Origin of the sequence: Pseudonocardia sp. P1 (assembly GCF_000178675.2) — a bacterium.
Taxonomy (GTDB): domain Bacteria; phylum Actinomycetota; class Actinomycetes; order Mycobacteriales; family Pseudonocardiaceae; genus Pseudonocardia.
Window position 1 is genome coordinate 6,248,667 of record NZ_ADUJ02000001.1, and the last position, 21,333, is coordinate 6,269,999.

At 75.7% G+C, this 21,333-nt stretch carries 18 protein-coding genes and 1 pseudogene; 17 read left to right on the forward strand and 2 right to left on the reverse strand.

What is annotated here, in order from left to right:
• Positions 1 to 2: 2 nt before the first annotated feature.
• Complete coding sequence (gene coaBC / locus PP1_RS28990) at positions 3 to 1,226, forward strand: bifunctional phosphopantothenoylcysteine decarboxylase/phosphopantothenate--cysteine ligase CoaBC (RefSeq protein ID WP_075314359.1); 1,224 nt, start codon at positions 3 to 5, stop codon at positions 1,224 to 1,226.
• A 101-nt stretch (positions 1,227 to 1,327) separates the two neighbouring features.
• Here the strand turns inward: coaBC and PP1_RS28995 are convergent, their stop codons facing one another.
• The gene (locus PP1_RS28995) at positions 1,328 to 1,858 is read right to left on the reverse strand and encodes an SH3 domain-containing protein (protein ID WP_029239726.1); all 531 of its coding nucleotides are present in this window, start codon (positions 1,856 to 1,858) and stop codon (positions 1,328 to 1,330) included.
• A 334-nt stretch (positions 1,859 to 2,192) separates the two neighbouring features.
• Here PP1_RS28995 and metK point away from each other — a divergent pair, with 334 nt between their 5' ends.
• From metK to PP1_RS29050, 11 genes and pseudogenes are all read left to right on the forward strand, one after another.
• Entirely contained in the window at positions 2,193 to 3,410 is a 1,218-nt protein-coding gene (gene metK / locus PP1_RS29000) for a methionine adenosyltransferase (RefSeq protein WP_033200026.1), read from the forward strand.
• 94 nt (positions 3,411 to 3,504) lie between these two features.
• A complete protein-coding gene (locus PP1_RS29005; RefSeq protein ID WP_075314357.1) occupies positions 3,505 to 5,622 on the forward strand; it encodes a primosomal protein N' in 2,118 nt (705 codons plus the stop codon).
• 229 nt (positions 5,623 to 5,851) lie between these two features.
• Complete coding sequence (gene def, locus PP1_RS29010) at positions 5,852 to 6,400, forward strand: peptide deformylase (RefSeq protein ID WP_010230905.1); 549 nt, start codon at positions 5,852 to 5,854, stop codon at positions 6,398 to 6,400.
• Positions 6,397 to 7,329, forward strand: coding sequence for a methionyl-tRNA formyltransferase (locus PP1_RS29015; protein ID WP_010230908.1), 933 nt, complete (start codon positions 6,397 to 6,399; stop codon positions 7,327 to 7,329). Before def ends, PP1_RS29015 begins: the two co-directional genes overlap by 4 nt.
• A 613-nt stretch (positions 7,330 to 7,942) precedes the next feature.
• Positions 7,943 to 9,391 (forward strand): annotated as a pseudogene (locus PP1_RS29020) (RsmB/NOP family class I SAM-dependent RNA methyltransferase); the annotation flags it as partial.
• A 92-nt stretch (positions 9,392 to 9,483) separates the two neighbouring features.
• Complete coding sequence (gene rpe, locus PP1_RS29025) at positions 9,484 to 10,182, forward strand: ribulose-phosphate 3-epimerase (RefSeq protein ID WP_029239462.1); 699 nt, start codon at positions 9,484 to 9,486, stop codon at positions 10,180 to 10,182.
• A 13-nt stretch (positions 10,183 to 10,195) separates the two neighbouring features.
• Positions 10,196 to 11,302 carry a bifunctional diaminohydroxyphosphoribosylaminopyrimidine deaminase/5-amino-6-(5-phosphoribosylamino)uracil reductase RibD gene (ribD, locus tag PP1_RS29030; protein ID WP_010228674.1) on the forward strand — a complete coding sequence of 369 codons (1,107 nt, stop codon included), beginning with the start codon at positions 10,196 to 10,198 and terminating at the stop codon, positions 11,300 to 11,302.
• Between the two features lie 15 nt (positions 11,303 to 11,317).
• Positions 11,318 to 11,953: a riboflavin synthase gene (locus PP1_RS29035; protein WP_010228672.1), complete on the forward strand. Its 636-nt coding sequence runs from the start codon at positions 11,318 to 11,320 to the stop codon at positions 11,951 to 11,953.
• 77 nt (positions 11,954 to 12,030) lie between these two features.
• Positions 12,031 to 13,299, forward strand: a complete 1,269-nt coding sequence (locus tag PP1_RS29040; RefSeq protein WP_033199365.1) for a bifunctional 3,4-dihydroxy-2-butanone-4-phosphate synthase/GTP cyclohydrolase II — start codon at positions 12,031 to 12,033, stop codon at positions 13,297 to 13,299.
• Positions 13,300 to 13,381: 82 nt separating this feature from the next.
• Positions 13,382 to 13,873 carry a 6,7-dimethyl-8-ribityllumazine synthase gene (ribH, locus tag PP1_RS29045; protein WP_029239460.1) on the forward strand — a complete coding sequence of 164 codons (492 nt, stop codon included), beginning with the start codon at positions 13,382 to 13,384 and terminating at the stop codon, positions 13,871 to 13,873.
• A 38-nt stretch (positions 13,874 to 13,911) separates the two neighbouring features.
• Entirely contained in the window at positions 13,912 to 14,403 is a 492-nt protein-coding gene (locus PP1_RS29050) for a PH domain-containing protein (protein ID WP_443217603.1), read from the forward strand.
• Between the two features lie 31 nt (positions 14,404 to 14,434).
• On the opposite strand, the gene PP1_RS29055 is transcribed toward PP1_RS29050, so the two are convergent.
• On the reverse strand, positions 14,435 to 15,232 hold the full coding sequence (locus tag PP1_RS29055) for a DUF2786 domain-containing protein (RefSeq protein ID WP_060575720.1): 798 nt from the start codon (positions 15,230 to 15,232) through the stop codon (positions 14,435 to 14,437).
• Positions 15,233 to 15,447: 215 nt separating this feature from the next.
• On the opposite strand from PP1_RS29055, the gene uvrC reads away from it, so the two are divergent.
• The 5 genes from uvrC to PP1_RS29080 all read left to right on the forward strand — a co-directional run bounded on the left by uvrC (position 15,448) and on the right by PP1_RS29080 (position 21,274).
• Positions 15,448 to 17,445: an excinuclease ABC subunit UvrC gene (gene uvrC, locus PP1_RS29060; RefSeq protein WP_010228351.1), complete on the forward strand. Its 1,998-nt coding sequence runs from the start codon at positions 15,448 to 15,450 to the stop codon at positions 17,443 to 17,445.
• Positions 17,442 to 18,344, forward strand: a complete 903-nt coding sequence (gene rapZ, locus PP1_RS29065; RefSeq protein WP_010228350.1) for an RNase adapter RapZ — start codon at positions 17,442 to 17,444, stop codon at positions 18,342 to 18,344. The genes uvrC and rapZ overlap by 4 nt, the downstream gene beginning before the upstream one ends.
• Before the next feature lie 14 nt (positions 18,345 to 18,358).
• Positions 18,359 to 19,384 (forward strand): gluconeogenesis factor YvcK family protein, encoded by a 1,026-nt coding sequence (locus PP1_RS29070; protein WP_082399377.1) that lies wholly within the window; start codon positions 18,359 to 18,361, stop codon positions 19,382 to 19,384.
• Positions 19,375 to 20,364, forward strand: a complete 990-nt coding sequence (whiA, locus tag PP1_RS29075) for a DNA-binding protein WhiA (RefSeq protein WP_010228348.1) — start codon at positions 19,375 to 19,377, stop codon at positions 20,362 to 20,364. Before PP1_RS29070 ends, whiA begins: the two co-directional genes overlap by 10 nt.
• Before the next feature lie 91 nt (positions 20,365 to 20,455).
• Positions 20,456 to 21,274: a hypothetical protein gene (locus tag PP1_RS29080; protein ID WP_139323897.1), complete on the forward strand. Its 819-nt coding sequence runs from the start codon at positions 20,456 to 20,458 to the stop codon at positions 21,272 to 21,274.
• Positions 21,275 to 21,333: the final 59 nt, after the last annotated feature.

A 21,333-nucleotide genomic window follows, 5' to 3' on the forward strand; every position in this document is an offset into this window, starting at 1 on the left:
CCATGCCCGAGACGGCACCGGACGTCCTGCTCGGCGTCTCGGGCGGCATCGCCGCCTACAAGAGCGCGGAGCTGCTGCGCCGGCTGACCGAGTCCGGTCACGCCGTGCGCGTGGTCCCCACCGAGTCGGCGCTGGAGTTCGTCGGCGCAGCCACGTTCGAGGCGCTGTCCGGGCGCCCGGTCGCGACCGGTGTGTTCACCGACGTGCACGAGGTCCCGCACGTCGCGCTGGGGCAACGGGCCGATCTCGTCGTCGTCGCGCCGGCCACCGCGGACCTGATGGCCCGCCTCGCGCACGGCCGGTCCGACGACCTGCTCACCGCGTCACTGCTCACCGCACGATGTCCGGTGCTGCTCGCCCCGGCCATGCACACGGAGATGTGGGAGCACCCCGCCACCCGGGACAACGTGGCCCTGCTGCGGTCCCGGGGCACCGTCGTCCTGGAGCCCGCGTCCGGCAGGCTGACCGGTGCCGACACCGGCAAGGGGCGGCTCCCCGACCCGGCGGAGATCTTCGATCTCGCCCGGCTGCTGCTCGAGCGCCCCGACGCGCTGCCCCGTGATCTCGAGGGCAGGCACGTCGTCGTGAGCGCCGGTGGCACCCGCGAGAACCTCGATCCGGTCCGCTACCTGGGCAACCGGTCGTCCGGGCGGCAGGGCTGGGCCCTGGCCCGGGTGGCGGCCCAGCGTGGCGCGCGGGTCACCCTCGTCGCCGGGCACACCGCCGATCTCGTCGCGCCGGCCGGCGTCGAGGTCGTGCCCGCCGGGTCCGCCGGGGCCATGGAGGCCGCCGTGCGGTCGGCCGCAGCCGACGCCGACGCGGTCGTGATGGCGGCCGCCGTCGCCGACTTCCGGCCGGTCGACACCGCCGCCGACAAGATCAAGCGCGGGAGCGCCGAGCCGCCGCCGCTGCGTCTGGTGCAGAACCCCGACATCCTCGCCGGCCTGGTGCACGACACCCCGCGGCCCGGCCAGGTGATCGTCGGGTTCGCCGCCGAGACCGGCGACGCCGACGGCGACGTCCTGCACCACGGCCGCGCGAAGCTCGCCCGCAAGGGCTGCGACCTGCTGGTGGTCAACGCGGTCGGTGAGGGCAAGGCCTTCGAGACCCCGGACAACGCGGGCTGGCTGCTCGCCCGCGACGGCGGCGAGGAGGAGCTCCCGATGGGCTCCAAGGCGTTGCTGGCCTCCCGCATCTGGGACGCGGTCACCCCGCGCCTGCTCTGAGCCACCGCACCGCACAGCCACCCGCGCCGCACAGCCACCGACGACGACGGCCCCGCACCCGGATCGCTCCGGGGCGGGGCCGTCGTCGGTGGTGGGACGACTCAGTCGTCGTCGTCCGAGAAGAACGACTCGGCCGGCGTCGCGCTGCGCTCCGAGGACGGCGACGCCGACCGCTCGGAGGTGCGCGAGGACCCGGTGGAGTCCGAGGACTCCGACGGCGAGCCGCTCCGGTCGGCCGACCCCTCGTCGTCGGAGGACGACGAGCGCGGGCTGCTGCTGGTCGTCGGCGAGGCCGACCGCTCCGAGCTGCTCGGCGTGAGCGAGTCCTCGGAGGTGCCGGTCCGCGGGGACGACGAGCCCGAGGTCGAGACGTAGTCCGCGACGGCCCACCCGCCGAACTCGGGGAGCTCGACGAAGCCGTCCTCGGTCTCACCGATCGAAGTGCTCTCGCCGCGCTCGCAGACACCGACGATCGGTGCGGTCTCCGAGGGCTCCGAGCGCACGTTGACGCTCGACGTGCAGGTGCCGGTGCCGGCCGCGGTCGCGGTGCCGGCGATCACACCGACCGCGGTGACGCCGGTCACCGCAAGGGCGCCGACGACGGCGGCGATCCGTCGCGAGTTCGGCTTCATCGTGGTTCAACCTCCGTGCCGACGGCGGACGGCGGACCCGCCGTTCCGTCTGGTCCCGTGCCGCTCCCGCCGGTGTGCGGGTGCGTCGACACGACCAACGAGCCGACGCCCGATCGATTCGTGACGGCGACGGTCAATCACCCCATCCGGCGACAGCGGGTAGTTGGCGACCCGCTGTCGAACACGCTCCGTATGTGAGGTCCCCCTCCGCTACCCCGTGGGGAGCCGAAATCTGGACTAGGGTTACCGCTCGGAGGGCGTTCCGATCATGGACGCGTCCCTGGCGTGCGCGGCGTCTTCGCCGCGCCGGAGTGAACGCAGTACCCCCAACGGGATGGAGATACAGCGCGTGTCGAACACGAGCCGCCGTCTGTTCACGAGTGAGTCGGTCACCGAGGGCCACCCCGACAAGATCTGTGACGCGATCAGCGACACAGTTCTCGACGCGATGCTCGCGCAGGACCCGAGCAGCCGCGTGGCCGTCGAGACCATGGTCACGACCGGACAGGTGCACGTCGCCGGTGAGGTCACGACCAACGCCTACGTCGAGATCCCGCAGCTGGTGCGGGACCGGATCCTCGAGATCGGCTACGACTCGTCGGCGAAGGGCTTCGACGGCGCGTCCTGTGGCGTGAACATCGCCATCGGTGCGCAGTCCCCGGACATCGCGCAGGGCGTGGACACCGCCTACGAGAAGCGCGTCGAGTCCGCCGAGGACGAGATCGCCAAGCAGGGCGCTGGCGACCAGGGCCTGATGTTCGGGTACGCCTGCGAGGACACCCCCGAGCTGATGCCGCTGCCGATCGCCCTGGCGCACCGGCTGTCCCGCCGGCTGACCGAGGTCCGCAAGAACGGCACGCTGCCCTACCTGCGCGCCGACGGGAAGACCCAGGTCACCATCGACTACGAGGGTGACAAGCCGGCCCGCCTCGACACGGTCGTGCTGTCCTCGCAGCACGCCGCGGACGTCGACCTCGACGGCATGCTGGCCCCCGACATCCGCAAGCACGTCGTGAACCCCGAGGTCGAGGCCCTGGGCTGGGACCCGGCCGAGCCGAAGCTGCTCGTCAACCCGACCGGCCGGTTCGTCCTGGGCGGCCCGATGGGTGACGCGGGCCTCACCGGCCGGAAGATCATCGTCGACACCTACGGCGGCATGGCCCGCCACGGTGGTGGCGCCTTCTCCGGCAAGGACCCGTCGAAGGTCGACCGCTCTGCCGCGTACGCGATGCGCTGGGTGGCGAAGAACGCCGTCGCCGCCGGTCTCGCCGGCCGCATCGAGGTGCAGGTCGCCTACGCGATCGGCAAGGCCGCCCCGGTCGGGCTGTTCGTCGAGACCTTCGGCACCGAGAACGTCGACCCGGCGAAGATCCAGAAGGCGATCGAGGAGGTCTTCGACCTCCGTCCGGCCGCGATCATCCGCGACCTCAAGCTGCTGCGGCCGATCTACACGCCGACCGCCGCGTACGGCCACTTCGGCCGGACCGACGTCGAGCTGCCGTGGGAGGACACCTCCCGCGCCGACGCGCTCAAGTCGGCCGTCGGGGCCTGAGCACCCCGCACCACCCCGTGGCCGGGTCCGCATCGCGCGGGCCCGGCCACGGGCGTGTCCGGGGCCGGTCGGTGCCGCGTGGTAGACCCACCGCGTGAGTTCTCCCGCGACGCCCCGCACCGCCCGCACGGGTGGGTCGCCGGCCCGGCGCCCCGCGAGGAACCGCGGCGAGTGGACGGCGGCTGCCGCGATGCCGGTCGCGCGGGTCGCCGTCGACGTCCCGCTGCCGCACCTGGACCGCCCCTTCGACTACCGGGTCCCGTCACACCTCGACGACGCCGCGGTACCCGGCGTGCGGGTGCGTGTGCGTTTCGCGGGCCGGATGCTCGACGGGTACCTGCTGGAACGGGTCGAGGACTCCGCGCACGGCGGGAAGCTCGCCTGGGTGGACAAGGTGGTGTCCGCCGAGCCGGTGCTGACACCGGAGGTGGCCGGCCTGGCCCGCGCCGTCGCCGACCGCTACGCGGGGGTGTTCGCCGACGTCCTGCGGCTCGCGATCCCCGCCCGGCACGCGCGCGTGGAGTCGGAGACGCCGCGGGAGCGGACCGTGCCCGAGCCCGCCGCGCCCGGCCGGGCCGGCTGGGAGACCTACCCCCGCGGCGGGGCCCTGCTCGACGCGCTGGCCGGCGGCCGGGCCGCGCACGCCGTCTGGCAGCCGGTGCCCGGTGAGGACTGGGCGGCCCGGCTCGCCGAGGCCGCCGCGGCGTGCCGCACGGCCGGCCGCTCGGCACTGCTGGTGGTGCCCGACCAGCGCGACGTCGACCGGCTGCACGCCGCCTGCGCGGCGCAGCTCGGTGACGACGCCGTCGTCGCGCTCTCGGCGGACCTCGGCCCGGCCGAGCGCTACCGCCGGTGGCTGGCGGTGCGCCGGGGGAGCGTCCGGGTGGTCGTCGGGACGCGGTCGGCGGCCTTCGCCCCGCTCGGTGAGCTCGGCCTGCTGGCGGTCTGGGACGACGGCGACGACTCCCACTCCGAGCCCCGCGCGCCGTACCCGCAGGTCCGGGACGTGCTCGTGCTGCGCGCCCACCGGGAGGGCGCGGCGGTGCTGGTCGCCGGGTTCGCCCGCACCGCGGAGGCCCAGCTGCTCGTCGAGTCCGGGTGGGCACAGGCCGTCGTCGCCGACCGGGCCACCGTCCGTGCCCGGGCGCCGCGGGTCACCGCGATCGGCGAGTCCGACACCCAGCTCGTGCGCGACCCGGCGGCCCGGGCGGCGCGGGTCCCGGGGGTGGCGTTCGAGGCCGCCCGGACCGCGCTGGCCGCCGGGCGCCCGGTGCTGGTCCAGGTGCCGCGCTCGGGCTACCTGCCGTTCCTGGCCTGCGCGTCCTGCCGGGAGGCGGCACGGTGCCGGCACTGCGCGGGGCCGCTGGGACTCCCACGGCCCGGCCCGGGCGGCGCCCGTGGCGACGACGGCTCGTCCGGGCTGCCGTCCTGTCGCTGGTGCGGGCGGGTCGAGACCTCCTTCCGGTGCGGCAACTGCGCGTCCCGGCGGCTGCGGGCCGGGGTGATCGGCGCGGGCCGGACCGCCGAGGAGCTGGGCCGTGCCTTCCCGGGTGTGCCCGTGCGGACGTCCGGTGGTGGCGTGGCGGTGCTCGACGACGTCGAGGCCGGCCCCGCGCTCGTCGTCGCCACGCCCGGCGCGGAGCCGGTCGCCGAGGGCGGCTACGGCGCCGCGCTGCTGCTGGACGGGTGGGCGATGCTCGCCCGCCCGGACCTGCGGGTCGCGGAGGAGACCCTGCGCCGCTGGTTCGCCGCGGCCGCCGGGGTCGTCCCGCACGGCGACGGCGGCCGGGTCGTGGTCGTCGCCGACTCGTCGATCCCGACCGTGCAGGCACTCGTCCGGTGGGACCCGGCCTGGCACGCCGAGGGCGAGCTGGCCGAGCGTGCCGAGGTCGGGTTCCCGCCCGCGGTGCGGATGGCGGCGGTCGAGGGACCGCCCGCCGCGGTCGCGGAGATCTGCGACGCCGTCCTCGACCCGGACCGGGACCCGCCGGAGGGGGTGGAGCTGCTCGGGCCGGTGGAGATCGACCCGGTCGAGCGGCCCGGTGGAACCGGCCCGGACCGCGACGACGTCCGGGAACGGGGGCTGCTTCGGGTCCCGCGGCGGTCGGGGCGCCGGCTCGCCGCCGCCCTGCACGACGCCCAGGCGTTGCGGACCGCGCGGAAGGCACCGGAGACCGTGCGGGTCCGCCTGGACCCGGACGAGATCGACTGAGCCCGGCCCGGCAGGCCCGGCCCGGCCCGGCACGCCCGGCCCGGGTCCTGCCGGTGCGCCGGTCCACCGGACGCCGCCGGCAGGCGCCATCGGGGTCCGCCGCGCCGCGGCCGCGGGGCCCGGCCCGGCGCGGACGTGCAGTGGCACAATGGAGCGCCGACCGCTCCCGGCCGCCGCTTGCCGCCGCGGCCCGCCCGCACGTCCGTCCGCACCGTCCGCGAGGAGAACCGTGTCCATCCAGCCCGTCCGGCTGTTCGGCGACCCCGTGCTCCGCACCCGCGCCACCGAGGTCACCGACTTCGACGCGGAGCTGCGCAAACTGGTCGCCGACCTCACCGACACGATGCACGCCGAGGGCGGGGCCGGCCTCGCCGCGCCGCAGATCGGCGTGAGCAGGCGGGTGTTCGTCTACGAGTGCGACGGGTTCGCCGGTCACCTGATCAACCCCACGTGGGAGGCGGTCGGCGAGGAGGAACAGGTCGGCCCGGAGGGCTGTCTCTCCATCCCCGGTCTGGGCTTCGACTGCCGGCGGAAGCTGACCGTCGTCGGCCGCGGCTGGGACATGCACGGCGAGCCGCAGGTCGTCGAGGGGTCGGAGCTCCTGGCGCGCTGCATCCAGCACGAGACCGACCACCTCGACGGTGTCCTGTTCGTCGACCGCCTCGACGCCGAGACCCGGAAGCGGGCGATGCGCGAGATCCGGGAGGCATCGTGGTTCGGTGAGCCCGAGCCCGTCGTGCGGACCAGCCCGCACCCGATGTTCGGCAGGGCGCGATGAGGCTGCTGTTCGCCGGCACCCCCGAGCCGGCCGTCCCCGCGTTGCGGGCGTTGCTCGACTCCCCGCGGCACGACGTCGTCGCCGTCCTCACCCGGCCGGACGCGCCGTCCGGGCGCGGACGCCGGCTGACCCGCTCGCCCGTGGGCGCGCTCGCCGACGAGGCCGGGATCCCGGTGCTCACGCCTGCGAAGCCCGCCGGACCGGAGTTCGTGGAGGTGCTGCGCGAGCTCGCGCCGGACTGCGCACCGGTCGTCGCCTACGGGGCACTGCTGCCCCGCGCGGTGCTGGACGTGCCGGCGCACGGCTGGGTCAACCTGCACTTCTCGCTCCTGCCCGCCTGGCGCGGCGCGGCGCCGGTACAGGCCGCGCTCCGGCAGGGCGACGACGTGACCGGCGCGACGACCTTCCGGCTGGAGGAGGGCATGGACACCGGCCCGACCTTCGGCGTCGTGACCGAGACGGTCGGCGGCGGCGACACCGCGGGAGCGCTGCTCGGCCGGCTCGCCGAGTCCGGTGCGAAGCTGCTCACCGCGACGCTGGACGGCATCGAGGACGGCACCGTCGAAGCGGTGCCGCAGCCGGCCGAAGGGGTGTCCCTCGCCCCGAAGGTCACCCCTGCCGATGCGCGCGTGGACCTCGCGTCGCCGGCCGCCGCGATCGACCGCCTGGTCCGTTCGGTGACCCCCGAGCCCGGGGCGTGGTGCGAGTTCCGTGACGACCGGCTGGGTCTCGGCCCGGTGCGGCCGCTGCGGACCGGTGAGGTCGAGCTCGCGCCGGGGGAGCTGCGCGTGGAGCGACGCCGGGTGCTGGCCGGGACGTCGACCGTCCCGGTGGAGCTCGGTGAGGTGAAGCCGAAGGGCAAACGCCTGATGCCCGCCCCGGACTGGGCCCGCGGGGCCCGGATCGAACCGGGCGAGTACCTGAGGTGATCCCGCGGGGCCGGGGAGACCGGGCCCGCGGAGGGACAGCGAGACGAGCGAGGACGGCCGGGAAACGCTCCCGGCCGCGGCGGACGACCGCCGAGGAGACGACGTGAGCGAGCAGGACCCCGGACCGCGTGGCGACGATCGCCGCCGCGACGACCGCGGCGCACCCCGTGGCGACCGGCGTGGGCCGGGTGGTGACCGGGGCGGGCGCCCCCGTGACGCCCGCGACCGGGACCGGCGCGACGACCGTCCCCGGGGTGGTGACCGGGACCGCCGCGACGACCGCCCGCGGCGCGACGACCGGGACCGGGGCGGCCGTACCGGCTCCGGCTGGGGCGGGGACCGGGGCCGCGACGAGCAGCGTGGCGACCGTGGCGACCGCCGCCCCCGTGACGACCGTGCCCGCGGCGACCGCCCCGACCGCGGTGGCCGGGACGACCGTCGCCCCAGCCACTCCCGGTCCGGCGGCGACGTCGCCCGGCGGCGCGACACCGGAGCCCCGCGCGACGGTGGCTTCCGCGGGCGGGACCAGCGGGACGGCGGGGACGGCCGTCCACGCCGGGACCGCGACACCGGCCGGTCGCCCCGCCGCGACGACGACCGGCGCGACGGTGGACGGCGCGAGCGCACCGCGGGCCCGCGGAACGCGGGGCCGCCCCGTGGCCGCGTCGGGCCCGGCCGCCCACCGGCCGTCGACCCGGCCCGGCAGGCCGCGTACGACCTGCTGACCGCCGTCCGGGAGCGGGAGGCCTACGCCAACCTCGCGCTGCCCGGGATCCTGCGCCGGTACCGGCTCCGGGACCGCGACGCCGCGCTCGCCACCGAGCTCGGCTACGGCACCCTGCGTGCCCAGGGACTGCTCGACACCGTCATCGACGCCTGCACCGACCGGCCGCTGTCGAAGATCGAGCACCCGTTGCTGGACGCGCTGCGGCTGGGCGCCTACCAGCTGCTCCGGACCCGGGTTCCCGCGCACGCCGCGGTCTCGACCTGCGTCGAGCTCGTCCGGGGCGACCACGGCTCGCAGTCGGCCGGGTTCGTCAACGCCGTGCTGCGCCGGATCGGGGAGCACGACGAGGCGGAGTGGCTCGACCGGCTCGCCCCGGACCCGGCGGAGGACCCGGTCGGCAACGCCGCGCTCCGGCACGCCCACCCGCGCTGGATCGCCCAGGCGTTCGCGGACTCCCTCGGCGACACCGGTGAGGAACTGACCGCCGCGCTGGCGGCCGACGACGCCCGGCCCCGCGTCCACCTGCTCGCCCGCCCCGGGGAGATCTCCGCCGAGGAGCTCGCCCTGGCGACCGGCGGGGAGGAGGCGCCCTGGTCGCCCTACGGGGTGCACCTCGAGCCGGGTAGCGGGGACATCGGCGAACTCGATGCCGTCGCCGAGGGGCTCGCGCTCGTCCAGGACGAGGGCAGCCAGCTCGTCGCCGCCGCGCTCGCCCGCGCCGAGCTGCTCGGCGAGGACACCGGTCGCTGGCTCGACCTCTGCGCCGGCCCCGGTGGCAAGGCGTCGCTGCTCGGCGGTCTGGTCGCGGCTCACGGCGGGACGCTCGACGCCGTCGAGAGCAGCGAGCGGCGCGCCGGGCTCGTCCGCGAGGCCACCGCCGACCTCCCGGTCACCGTGCACGTCGCCGACGGCCGTGAGGCGCCGCTGCCCGAGGGCGGCTTCGACCGCGTGCTCGTCGACGCCCCCTGCACCGGCCTCGGTGCGCTGCGCCGGCGGCCGGAGGCACGCTGGCGCCGCCGCCCCGAGGACACCGCCGCGCTCACCCGGTTGCAGCGCGAGCTGCTCGTCGCCGCGCTCGGGCACGTGCGGCCCGGCGGCGTCGTCGCGTACGTGACCTGCTCGCCGCACGTGTCGGAGACCGCCGGAGTGGTCGGGCGGATCGTCGGTCGCGAGGACCGTCCCGGCCCGGCGGGCCCGGTCGAGCAGCTCGACGCCCGCGCCTGCCTCCCCGCGGACCTGCCCGGTCTCGGCGACGGGCCTGCGGTGCAGCTCTGGCCGCACCGGCACGGGACCGACGCCATGTTCCTCGCCCTGATCCGCAAGCCGCTCGGCTGATGCCCGTCACCCTCGTGCGCGGTGTGATTCCTCCCTCGCACGGGGGTGCCGGAGGCCGTGGGTGGCAGGGATAGCCTGCCGTCGTGCACCCGATGATCGCGCCCAGCATCCTCTCGGCGGACTTCGCCCGGCTCGCGGACGAGGCCGCCGCCGTGGGGCCGTCGGCCGACGGCACCGCGGGCGACCCCGGTGCGGACTGGCTGCACGTCGACGTGATGGACGCCCACTTCGTCCCGAACCTGACCCTCGGGCTCCCGGTCGTGCAGAGCCTGCGCGCGGCCACCGACATCCCGCTCGACTGCCACCTCATGATCGAGGACCCGGACCGCTGGGCCCCCGGCTACGCCGAGGCCGGCGCGAAGAACGTCACCGTGCACGTCGAGGCCGCCCGCGACCCGGTGATGCTCGCCCGCGACCTGCGGGCCGCCGGTGCCCTCGCCGGCCTGTCGATCAAGCCGGGGACCCCGCTCGACCCGTACGTCGAGGTGCTCAAGCACTACGACACCCTGCTGGTGATGAGCGTCGAGCCCGGTTTCGGCGGCCAGAGCTTCATGTCCGAGGTGCTGGAGAAGGTCCGCGCGGCGCGCCGGCTCGTCGACACCGGGCACCTGAAGCTGATCGTCGAGATCGACGGCGGCATCAACGCCGAGACCATCGAGCAGGCCGCCGAGGCCGGGGTCGACTGCTTCGTCGCCGGGTCCGCGGTCTACAACGCCGAGGACCCCGGGCGCGCCGTCGCCGCCCTGCGCGACAGCGTGCGCCGCAGCAACCCGCACCGCTGGGCCGGCTGACCGGACCGGGCGGGTGACCCCACGCGACGACGCGGCGCCGGACTCCGTGCACACCGCAGGGCGGGACGCTGCGCGGACGACCGCGCGGGACGCCGTGCCGGCCGCGATGCGCCGCGCCCTCGCCGCGTCCGATCTCGTGCACGGCACGACCAGCCCGAACCCCGCCGTCGGCTGCGTCGTCCTCGACCGGGCCGGCGCCGTCGTCGGGACCGGGGCCACCACACCGCCCGGCGGGCCGCACGCGGAGCGGGTCGCGCTGGCCGAGGCGGGGGACCGCGCCGCCGGCGGGACCGCCGTGGTGACCCTGGAGCCCTGCAACCACAGCGGGCGGACGCCGCCGTGCGTCGACGGTCTCCTCGAGGCCGGGATCGCCCGGGTGTACGCCGCGCTCGCCGACCCGAACCCGGTCGCCGCGGGCGGCCTGGACCGGCTCCGCGCGGCCGGAATCGAGGTGACGCTCGGCACACTCGCCGGTGAGGTCGGGCGCGGGCCGCTGCGGGGCTGGCTGCACCGCCAGCACACCGGACGCCCGCACGTGACCTGGAAGGTGGCGACCACGCTCGACGGGCGGGTCGCCGCCGCCGACGGGACCAGCCGCTGGATCACCGGCCCCGAGGCCCGCGGCGAGGTGCATGACCTGCGCCGCAGGATGGACGCGATCGTCGCCGGCACGGGTACCGTCCTGGACGACGACCCGGCGCTGACCGCTCGCCGGCCCGACGGCACCCTGTTCGACCACCAGCCGCTGCGCGTGGTGGTCGGGCACCGCGACGTCCCGCCCGGCGCGCGGCTCTCGAACCGGGCCGCAGGGGAGGCCGAGGTGGTCCACCTCCGAACCCGCGATCCGGGTGAGGTGCTCGCCGAACTCGTCCGCCGCGACACGGTGGACGTGCTGCTCGAGGGCGGGCCGACCCTGGCCGGAGCGTTCGTCGCCGCAGGCGCCGTCGACCGGGTGCTGGTGCACCTGGCCCCGGCCCTGCTCGGGGCGGGCCCGCACGCCCTCGGTGACGCGGGGGTGGGAACGATCGCGGACATCGTGCGGTTGCAGGTGGACGAGGTCCGCCGCAGCGGCGGGGACGTGGTCATCGACGGACGACCGGCGCCCGCGCCGATCGGATAGCAGGAGGGAACACCGATGTTCACCGGCATCGTGGAGGAGGTCGGCGAGGTCGTCGACGTCCGGACCGACGGCGACGTCGTCGTCCTGACCGTGCGGGCGGCACTGGCCGCCGAGGTCGGGCACGGCGAGTCGGTGGCGGTGAACGGGTGCTGCCTCACCGCCGTCGTGGACGGGACGGGTGCGGAGGTGCTCACCCTCGAGCTCGTCCCGGAGACCCTGAAGCGCACCTCGATCGGCGTCGTCGGCGCCGGTTCCGGCGTCAACCTCGAGCGGGCGGTCCCCGCCGGCGGGCGCCTCGACGGGCACATCGTGCAGGGCCACGTCGACGGCGTCGGTACCGTCGTCTCGCGCACCCCCGGTGACCGCAGCGACGAGGTCCGCTTCTCGCTGCCCGCCGAGCTCGCGCGGTACGTCGTCGAGAAGGGCTCGGTCGCCGTCGACGGCGTGTCGCTGACCGTCGCCACGGTGTACCCGGACGGGTTCGGTGTGGCGTTGATCCCGACGACCCTGGCCGACACCACCCTGGGCTCGCGCGCCCCCGGTGACCCGGTCAACCTGGAGGTCGACGTGATCGCCAAGTACGTGGAACGCATGACCGCGGGGTACCTGCAGGGCAGCCCCGGGTCCGGACAGGAAGGGGCCGCGCGGTGAGCGAGCCGTCGACCACCCCGGGCAGCGCTCCGGAGGCGGACGCCTCCGGCAAGCTGCCGGAGCACCCGCACACCGTGATGGGCCCGAGCGAGCGGGCGGAGCGCTTCGCCCAGATCGAGAAGGCGATCGCCGACATCGCCGAGGGCAAGCCCGTCGTCGTGATGGACGACGAGGACCGCGAGAACGAGGGCGACCTCATCTTCGCCGCGGCCAAGGCGACCCCGGAGCTGCTGGCCTTCACCGTGCGCTACACCTCGGGCTACGTCTGCGTGGCGATCACCGAGGACACCTGCGAGCGGCTCGACCTGCCGCCCATGCACCACACGAACCGGGACTCCTTCCGGACCGCGTACACGGTCACCGTGGACGCGAAGGAGGGCGTCACCACCGGCATCTCGGCGCAGGACCGCTGCCGCACCATCCAGCTGCTCGCCGACCCGGCGACCGAGTCCGCGGACCTCGTCCGCCCGGGGCACGTGCTGCCGCTCCAGGCCCGCGAGGGCGGCGTGCTGCGCCGCCCCGGCCACACCGAGGCCGCCGTCGACCTGGCCCGGATGGCAGGCCTCCCGCCGGCCGGTGCGCTCTGCGAGATCGTGTCGGAGAAGAACGCGGGCGACATGGCCCGTGGTGAGGAGCTCGGCGTCTTCGCCGCCGACCACGACCTCACGCTGATCACGATCGCGGACCTCATCGCCTACCGGCGCCGGTTCGAGAAGCACATCGAGCGGATCGCCACCGCCCGGATCCCCACCGGGCACGGCGACTTCCTCGCCTACGGCTACGACTCGCTGCTCGACGGCGTCGAGCACATCGCGATGGTCATGGGCCCCGTGGGCACCCCCGCCGACGACGGCGAGGAGGTGCTCGTGCGGGTGCACTCCGAGTGCCTCACCGGTGACGTCCTCGGCTCGCTGCGCTGCGACTGCGGCCCCCAGCTCGACGCCGCCCTGGAGGCCGTGGCGAACGAGGGCCGCGGCGTGGTGCTCTACATGCGCGGGCACGAGGGCCGGGGGATCGGCCTGCTGCACAAGCTGCAGGCCTACCAGCTGCAGGAGGCCGGCGCCGACACCGTCGACGCCAACCTGGCGATGGGCCTGCCCGCCGACGCCCGCGACTACGGCATCGGCGCCCAGATCCTCGCCGACCTCGGCGTGCGGTCGATGCGGCTGCTCACCAACAACCCGGACAAGCGGGCGGGCCTGGAGGGCTACGGCCTGCGCGTGGTCGGCCGCGAGGCGATGCCGGTCCGGGCGACCCCGCAGAACCTGCGCTACCTGCGGACCAAGCGCGACCGGATGGGCCACGACCTGCCCGACCTGGGTGGCGTCGCGGACCCCGGCCGCTGACCGGAGCGGCACCGGTGGAGCGCACCGGGCCCGGGAACACCCCGGTGCCCCGGTGCGCCGCCGGACCGGCGAGAATCGAGCCATGAGCGGTGAGGGCAGGCCTGCCGGGGCCACGCAGCTGGACGCGACCGGGCTCCGGGTCGGTGTGGTCGCCGCCCGCTGGCACGCCGAGATCGTCGACGCCCTGCTGGAGCGGGCCGTCGCGACCGCGCGCGAATCCGGCACCGAGCCGACCGTCGTCCGGGTGCCCGGCACCGTGGAGCTCCCGGTCGTGGCCCAGGAGCTCGCCCGCACCCACGACGCGGTCGTCGCCCTCGGCGTCGTCGTGCGCGGGGGCACCCCGCACTTCGAGTACGTCTGCGACGCCGTGACGTCCGGCCTGACCCGGGTGGCCCTCGACGAGGCCACCCCGGTCGGGAACGGTGTCCTCACCACCGAGACCGTCCAGCAGGCGGTGGACCGGTCCGGTGCCCCGGGCTCGGCCGAGGACAAGGGCACCGAGGCCTGTCTGGCCGCCCTCGAGTCGGCGCTGGTGCTGCGCGACCTGCGCGCCGGCGTCGCGACCAGCACGTGAGCCGTGGCCCCGACCGGGCCCCGCAGGGAGGACACACCGTGACCGAGCAGCCGCAGCAGGACACCCCGCGGGCCGACGCGACCGAGCCCGGGCCGGACGCGGTGACGCTGCGCCCCCGCGCGCTGCTGGTCACCGCCTGGGTCTGTGCCGCCGCGATCATGGTCTTCTTCGTGGTCGTCGCGTACCTGATGCCCGCGGAGGACACCGGCGTGATCTTCCGCCCGGCCGACCAGGTCGCGATGGTGGTGATCGGGGCGTTCGTCGCCGGTGGGCTGTTGCTGATGGCCCGGCCGCGGGCCCGCGCCGACCGCAACGGCATCGAGGTCCGCAACGTGCTGAGCACCCGCTGGTTCCCCTGGACCGAGGTGCTCGGCGTCTCCTTCCCGGACGGTGCCTCCTCGGCCCGCCTGGAGCTGCCCGACGACGAGTACCACCCGGTCCTCGCCGTCCAGGCCGTCGACCGCGGTCTCGCCGTGCGCGGCGTGCGGAACCTGCGCGAGCTGCACCGCGCCGCCGTCCTGGGGGAGTGACCCGCCCCGGGCCGGACCGGCGCCCGGCCGGTCAGCGGTCCAGCGCGCGCACACGGCCCCGGCCCTGCACCGCGGGACCGCCGAGATCGGCCCGGTCGGCCGCGGCGGCGCCCCGCCGGTGGCCCGAGCCCGACACCTGCGGCCTGCGGGCCCGCGGCAACGTCCCGAACTCCGCGGCGTACGCCTCGTCGACGCGGTCGCCCCGGTCGGCCAGCACCAGCTCGACCGACGGGCCGGTGGACCCGCCGGGCCCGGCCCCGCCCGCCTCCGCGACCTCGGACACGATCTCCTGCTCGGCCTCGAGCAGCCGCTGGTGGATCCGCGCCGCGAACCCGTAGATCCAGGACCGGCGGTAGGCCACGACCGACTCGCCCGGGTGCGGCGGGCGCAGCGCGCTCACCTGGGCCGAGCTCTGCAGCAGCAGCGAGGTGTAGAGCAGCTCGACCCGCTCCCGGTCCGACGCGTGGCCGAACACGGTCACCGCGGCGACCCGGCCGTTGCGGTGGTCGTGCATCACCCACCGACAGCGCAGCGCCGCCGCTGTCCAGCCCAGCAACCGGGCCTTCGCCCCGCTGTACGGGTCGTCGATGTCGATCGTCGCCCGGCCGATCGGGTCCGTGCGCGGGGGACCGGTGGCCGCGAGCAGCGCCTCGTCGACCCCGTGCCGGGCCATCATCTCGACGGCCTTCCCGGTGTAGATCTCGGCCTCGTCCGGCGTGCCGGCGCGCTCGGCCTTGGCCAGCAGCTTCCGGATGGTGTCGAGCCGCGCCTCCGGGACGGGGACCTCGCCCGGCGCGGTGCCGAACTCGATGTCGTGCGCGGTGCTCATGGGCTCTCCTCGGGCCGGGCGGGTCGAACTCGTGTTCGAGGGCGGTTCTACCGGAGGGCCCCGACAGTCTCCGACGGCGGCCCCGCCGCGGCGGCCGCGGCGCGCCGGTGCGCGGGGATGCCGGCACCGGTCCGTCCCTACACCCCGCTCGGGGCGCCCGGCGGAGCCGGGGGCCGGACCGCGTGTCGGTCCCCGGAACTACCCTGGGAAGCACCATGGCCGACCCGAGCACGTACCGTCCGGCGACCGGGACGATCCCGGAGTCGCCGGGCGTCTACCGGTTCTCCGACCCGCGCGGCCGGGTGATCTACGTCGGCAAGGCGAAGAGCCTGCGGCAGCGGCTCAACTCCTACTTCGCGGACCTGTCCGGGCTGCACCCGCGCACCCGGCAGATGGTCACGACCGCGTCGAAGGTCGAGTGGACCGTCGTCGGGACCGAGGTCGAGGCGCTCCAGCTCGAGTACAACTGGATCAAGGAGTACGACCCCCGGTTCAACGTCCGCTACCGCGACGACAAGACCTACCCGGTCCTCGCGGTGACGATGAACGAGGAGTACCCGCGGCTGCACGTCTACCGCGGGCCGCGGCGCAAGGGGGTCCGCTACTTCGGGCCCTACGCGCACGCCTGGGCCATCCGGGAGACCCTCGACCTGCTGCTGCGGGTGTTCCCGGCCCGCACCTGCTCGGCCGGGGTGTTCAAGCGGCACGGCCAGATCGGCCGTCCCTGTCTGCTCGGCTACATCGACAAGTGCTCGGCGCCGTGCGTCGGCAAGGTCAGCGCCGACGAGCACCGCGACATCGTCGAGGGCTTCTCCGACTTCCTCTCCGGCCGGACCGACCGGATGGTCAGGCGGCTCGAGCAGGAGATGGCGGAGGCGTCGGAGAACCTGGAGTTCGAGCGGGCCGCCCGGATGCGCGACGACCTGGGCGCGCTGCGCCGCGCGATGGAGAAACAGGCCGTCGTCCTCGGCGACGGGACCGACGCGGACGTCGTCGCCTTCGCCGAGGACGAGCTGGAGGCGGCCGTCCAGATCTTCCACGTCCGCGGCGGCCGGGTCCGCGGCCAGCGCGGCTGGGTGATCGACAAGGTCGAGCCGACCGACACCGAGCAGCTCGTCGAGCGGTTCGTGTCGCAGTTCTACGGCGAGCAGCACGCGCTCGCCGGCGCCGCCGACGACGCGATGCAGCCCGTCCCGAAGGAGATCCTCGTCCCGGTGCTGCCCGCCGAGGGGGCCGCCCTGGAACGGTGGCTGAGCGGGCTGCGCGGCTCGAAGGTGTCGCTGCGGGTGGCGCAGCGCGGCGACAAGAAGGACCTCGCCGAGACCGTCGCCCGCAACGCCAAGGAGGCCTTCGCCCAGCACAAGCTGCGCCGGGCCGGCGACCTCACCGCCCGCTCGGCGGCGCTGCAGGAGATCCAGGAGAACCTGGAGCTGGACCAGGCCCCGCTGCGGATCGAGTGCATCGACGTCAGCCACGTGCAGGGCACGAACGTCGTCGCCTCGCTGGTCGTGTTCGAGGACGGGCTGGCCCGCAAGTCGGAGTACCGACGGTTCGAGATCAAGGACGCGAGCGACCAGGGCGACGTCGCGTCCATCGCCGAGGTCGTCCGGCGCCGGTTCAAGCGTTTCCTGGCCGAGACCGCCGACGAGCCCGAGCCCACCGCCGGGTCCGGCGAGGTGGCCCCGGGCGACACCGTCCGGACCGGCATCGACCCGGAGACCGGCCGGCCGAAGAAGTTCGCCTACCCGCCGAACCTGCTCGTCGTCGACGGGGCGAAACCACAGGTCGACGCGGCGGCCGCCGAGCTCGCCGAGCTGGGGATCACCGACGTCGCCGTGTGCGGTCTCGCCAAGCGCCTCGAGGAGGTCTGGCTCCCGGACGACGACGATCCCGTCATCCTCTCCCGGACGAGTGAAGGTCTGTACCTCCTCCAGCGGGTCCGCGACGAGGCGCACCGTTTCGCCATCACCTATCACCGCCAGCGTCGTTCCCAGGGCATGACGGCCTCCGCGCTGGACGGCGTCCCCGGGCTCGGCCCGGCCCGCCGGCAGGCGCTGCTGAAGCACTTCGGATCGGTGCGCAAGCTGCGCGCGGCCGGGGTGGAGGAGATCGCGGGGGTGCCCGGGTTCGGCCGGCGCACCGCGGAGACCGTCGTCGCCGCACTGCACGGCGGTAACGGGACCGGAGCGTCGACCGAGGGGGAACAGCGATGACGGGCACAGGGGAGCAGGTTCCGGACGGTGGCCCGGGTATCGAGGTCGCCGTCGTCAGCGGCCTGTCCGGGGCCGGGCGCAGCACCGCGGCGAAGGTGCTGGAGGACCTCGGCTGGTTCGTCGTCGACAACCTGCCCCCGGAGCTGATCGCGACGATGGTGGAGCTCGGCTCGCGGGCGCGCGGCGAGGTGGCGCGCATCGCCGTCGTGATGGACGTGCGGTCCCGTGCCTTCACCGACGACCTGGGCGCGGTCATCAAGGACCTGGACGGTCGGGGCTACCGGCCGCGGCTGCTGTTCCTGGAGGCGTCCGACGCCGTCCTGGTGCGGCGGTTCGAGCAGAACCGGCGCTCGCACCCGCTGCAGGGCGCCGGCCGGATCACCGACGGGCTGAACGCCGAGCGCGAGGTGCTGCGCCCGCTCCGCGAGGACGCCGATCTCGTCGTGGACACCTCGAACCTGTCCGTGCACGACCTGCGGTCGCGGATCGAGGGGTCGTTCGCGGGGGAGAGCGCGCACGCCGCCACGCGGATCACGGTGCTGTCGTTCGGGTACAAGTACGGGCTCCCGCTCGACTCCGACCTCGTCGTCGACGTGCGTTTCCTGCCCAACCCGCACTGGATCCCCGAGCTGCGCGAGCACACCGGGCGCGACCACGAGGTCAGCGACTACGTGCTGTCCCAGGAGGGCGCCGAGGAGTTCGTCGACCGCTACCTGGAGCTGCTCGACCTGGTCGGCGCCGGTTACCGCCGCGAGGGCAAGCGGTACCTGACCGTCGCCGTCGGCTGCACCGGCGGCAAGCACCGCTCGGTCGCGATCTCCGAGGAGATCGGCAGGCGGCTGTCCGCGCAGGACGGCGTCCAGGTCAACGTCGAGCACCGCGACATGGGGCGCGAGTGACCGGACCGGACGGGATGCGGGTGGTGGCGCTGGGGGGCGGCCACGGCCTGCACGCCACCCTGACCGCCCTGCGCCGCTGCCCGGCCGTCGCCGGGATCACCGCCGTCGTCACCGTCGCCGACGACGGCGGGTCCTCGGGCAGGCTGCGCCGCGAGCTCGGGCTGCTGCCGCCCGGCGACCTGCGGATGGCGCTGTCCGCGCTGGCCGCCGACGACGCCGACGGCCGGTTCTGGTCCGGTCTCGTGCAGCACCGTTTCGGCGGCAACGGTGCGCTGGCCGGGCACGCCGTCGGGAACCTGCTGCTCGCCGGCCTGCTGGAGCGCGACGGCGATCCCGTCCGGGCGCTGGAGACCCTCGGCGGGCTGCTCGGCTGCGCCGGCCGGGTGCTGCCGATGGCCCGGGTGCCGCTGGACATCGAGGCGGAGGTCGCACTGGACGGCCGGGACCGTGCGCACCGCATCCGCGGGCAGGTCGCGGTCGCCTCCACCCCCGGCCGCGTCCGGCGCGTGTGGCTCCGGCCGGAGGATCCGCCGGCCTGCGACGAGGCCGTACGCGCCGTCCTGGAGGCCGATGCCGTCCTGCTGGGGCCCGGCTCGTGGTTCACCAGCGTGCTGCCGCACCTGCTCGTGCCCGGCCTGCGCGACGCGCTGCTGGAGACCTCCGCGGCCCGCGTCGTGCTGCTCAACCTCACACCGGAGCCGGGGGAGACCGCCGGTTTCTCGCCGGAGCAGCACCTTGAAGTACTGTCCGGTCACGCGCCCGACCTGCGGGCGCACGCCGTCCTGGCCGACAGCGGGTCGGTACCACTGCCGGACAGGCTGCACGCGGCGGCGGCCGACCTGCTGGTCCCCGGCGGTCGGGTGTGGCTGGCCGACGTCGCCGACGCCGACGCAGCGACCCCACGGCACGATCCGGACGCCCTCGCGGGCGCCCTGCTCGAGGTGCTCGACGTCCTGGCCCCGGTGGGCCGGCGCGAGGCCGGAACGACAGGGAACGACGACCACGGCCCGCAGCGCGGAAGGAGCCCCGAATGGCCATGACCGCCACGGTGAAGGACGAGCTGAGCCGGCTCACCGTCACCAAGCAGTCGTCGCGGCGCGCCGAGGTGGCCTCGCTGTTGCGCTTCGCCGGCGGATTGCACATCGTGGGCGGCCGCGTCGTCATCGAGGCCGAGGTGGACACCGGATCGGTGGCCCGCAGGCTCCGCCGCGAGATCCACGAGCTGTACGGCCACACCGCCGACGCCCACGTGATCACGGCGGGCGGGCTGCGCCGCAGCGCCCGCTACGTGATCCGGGTGATCCGCGACGGCGAGGGGCTGGCCCGGCAGACCGGCCTGCTCGACAACCGGGGGCGTCCGGTCCGCGGGCTGCCGCCGCCCGTCGTGTCCGGGGACCTGTCCGACGCCGAGGCCGCCTGGCGGGGCGCGTTCCTGGCACACGGCTCGCTGACCGAGCCCGGCCGCAGCTCCGCGCTCGAGGTCACCTGTCCCGGCCCGGAGGCCGCGCTCGCGCTGGTCGGCGCGGCCCGCAGGCTCGGGGTGGCGGCCAAGGCCCGTGAGGTCCGCGGGGCGGACCGGGTGGTCGTCCGCGACGGCGACGCGATCGGTGCGCTCCTGACCCGGATGGGCGCGCACCAGAGCGTGCTGTCCTGGGAGGAGCGGCGGATGCGGCGCGAGGTCCGGGCGACCGCGAACCGCCTGGCGAACTTCGACGACGCCAACCTCCGCCGGTCCGCACGGGCCGCGGTCGCCGCGGCCGCCCGGGTCTCGCGCGCCCTGGACATCCTCGGCGACGAGGTGCCCGAGCACCTGCGTGCGGCCGGGACGCTGCGTGCCCAGCACACCCAGGCGTCGCTGGAGGAGCTCGGCCAGCTCGCCGACCCGCCGATGACCAAGGACGCGGTCGCCGGCCGGATCCGGCGGCTGCTGCAGACCGCCGACAAGAAGGCGGCCGAGCTGGGCATCCCGGACACCGAGTCGGCCGTCACGGCCGAGATGCTGGAGGAGGAGGGGCGCTGACGCACGGCGTCGGCGGACCCCTCCGGCCCGCCCTCCGCGGTGATCACACCCCGTCACCGGGCCGCTGCGGCGGGTCCGGCACGATGCCGCCGTGACGAACCCGGGCTCCACCCTTCTCGCCGTGCATCTCGATCGATCCAGCATGCTGCGACCGCTGCTCCCCGCCCTCCGCGCCGGCCTCGTCGACCTGCTCGACGCCCAGGCCGCGGAGCCGGGGTCGCTGCAGGTCGTGCTGTCCACCGGTGACGACCTGACGCGTTCGCTGGCCGACGGCTCGCACCCGCCCGCGACCCCGGTGGACGCCGGCGGCGCGCGCACCGCGCTCGCCACGAAGCTCCGTCCGGTCGACGGCCCCGACCTGAGGATCGGCGCCGCCCGCCTGCTCGACGCGGTCGGGGACGAGCTCGCCGCCCGTGCGGAGGACGACCGGCCGGAGCGCGTCGTCGTGCTGCTGGTCGGCGAGGCGGCGGTCGGCGACCCGTCCCACGTGCGGGAGCGGATCGCCCACCAGCGTTCGACCTACGCCTGGGAGGTCGCGCTGGTCGACGTCACCAGTGGTGGCATCCCGGCCGCGAAGCGCCCGGAGCCGGCGGGTCCGGCCGAGGCCGCCACGGAGCAGGCCGAGGGTGCCACGGACGACGGGCAGGGCACCGCCGCCGTCGCACTGGCCGAGCGGACGGACGGGCCGGCCGCCGCCGCGCGCTTCGGCGTCCCCGCCCCGGCGACGATCACCGCCGGGCCCGGCGCCGCCGGCGTCACCGCCGCGCTGTCCGCCGCGACGGCGTTCGTGTCCCGCGCCCGGGCGGTGCAGCCGCACGAGCCGGTCGACGGGTTCTCCGACGACGAGCGCGCCGCGGCCGCCGTCGCCGACACCCGTCCCGCCTGGCGGAAGTTCCTGCGCATCGCCTGAGCGGTCGCCGGTGGCCCGTGCCGGGCGTCCGGCACGGGCCACGGCCGGGTGCGAGGAGC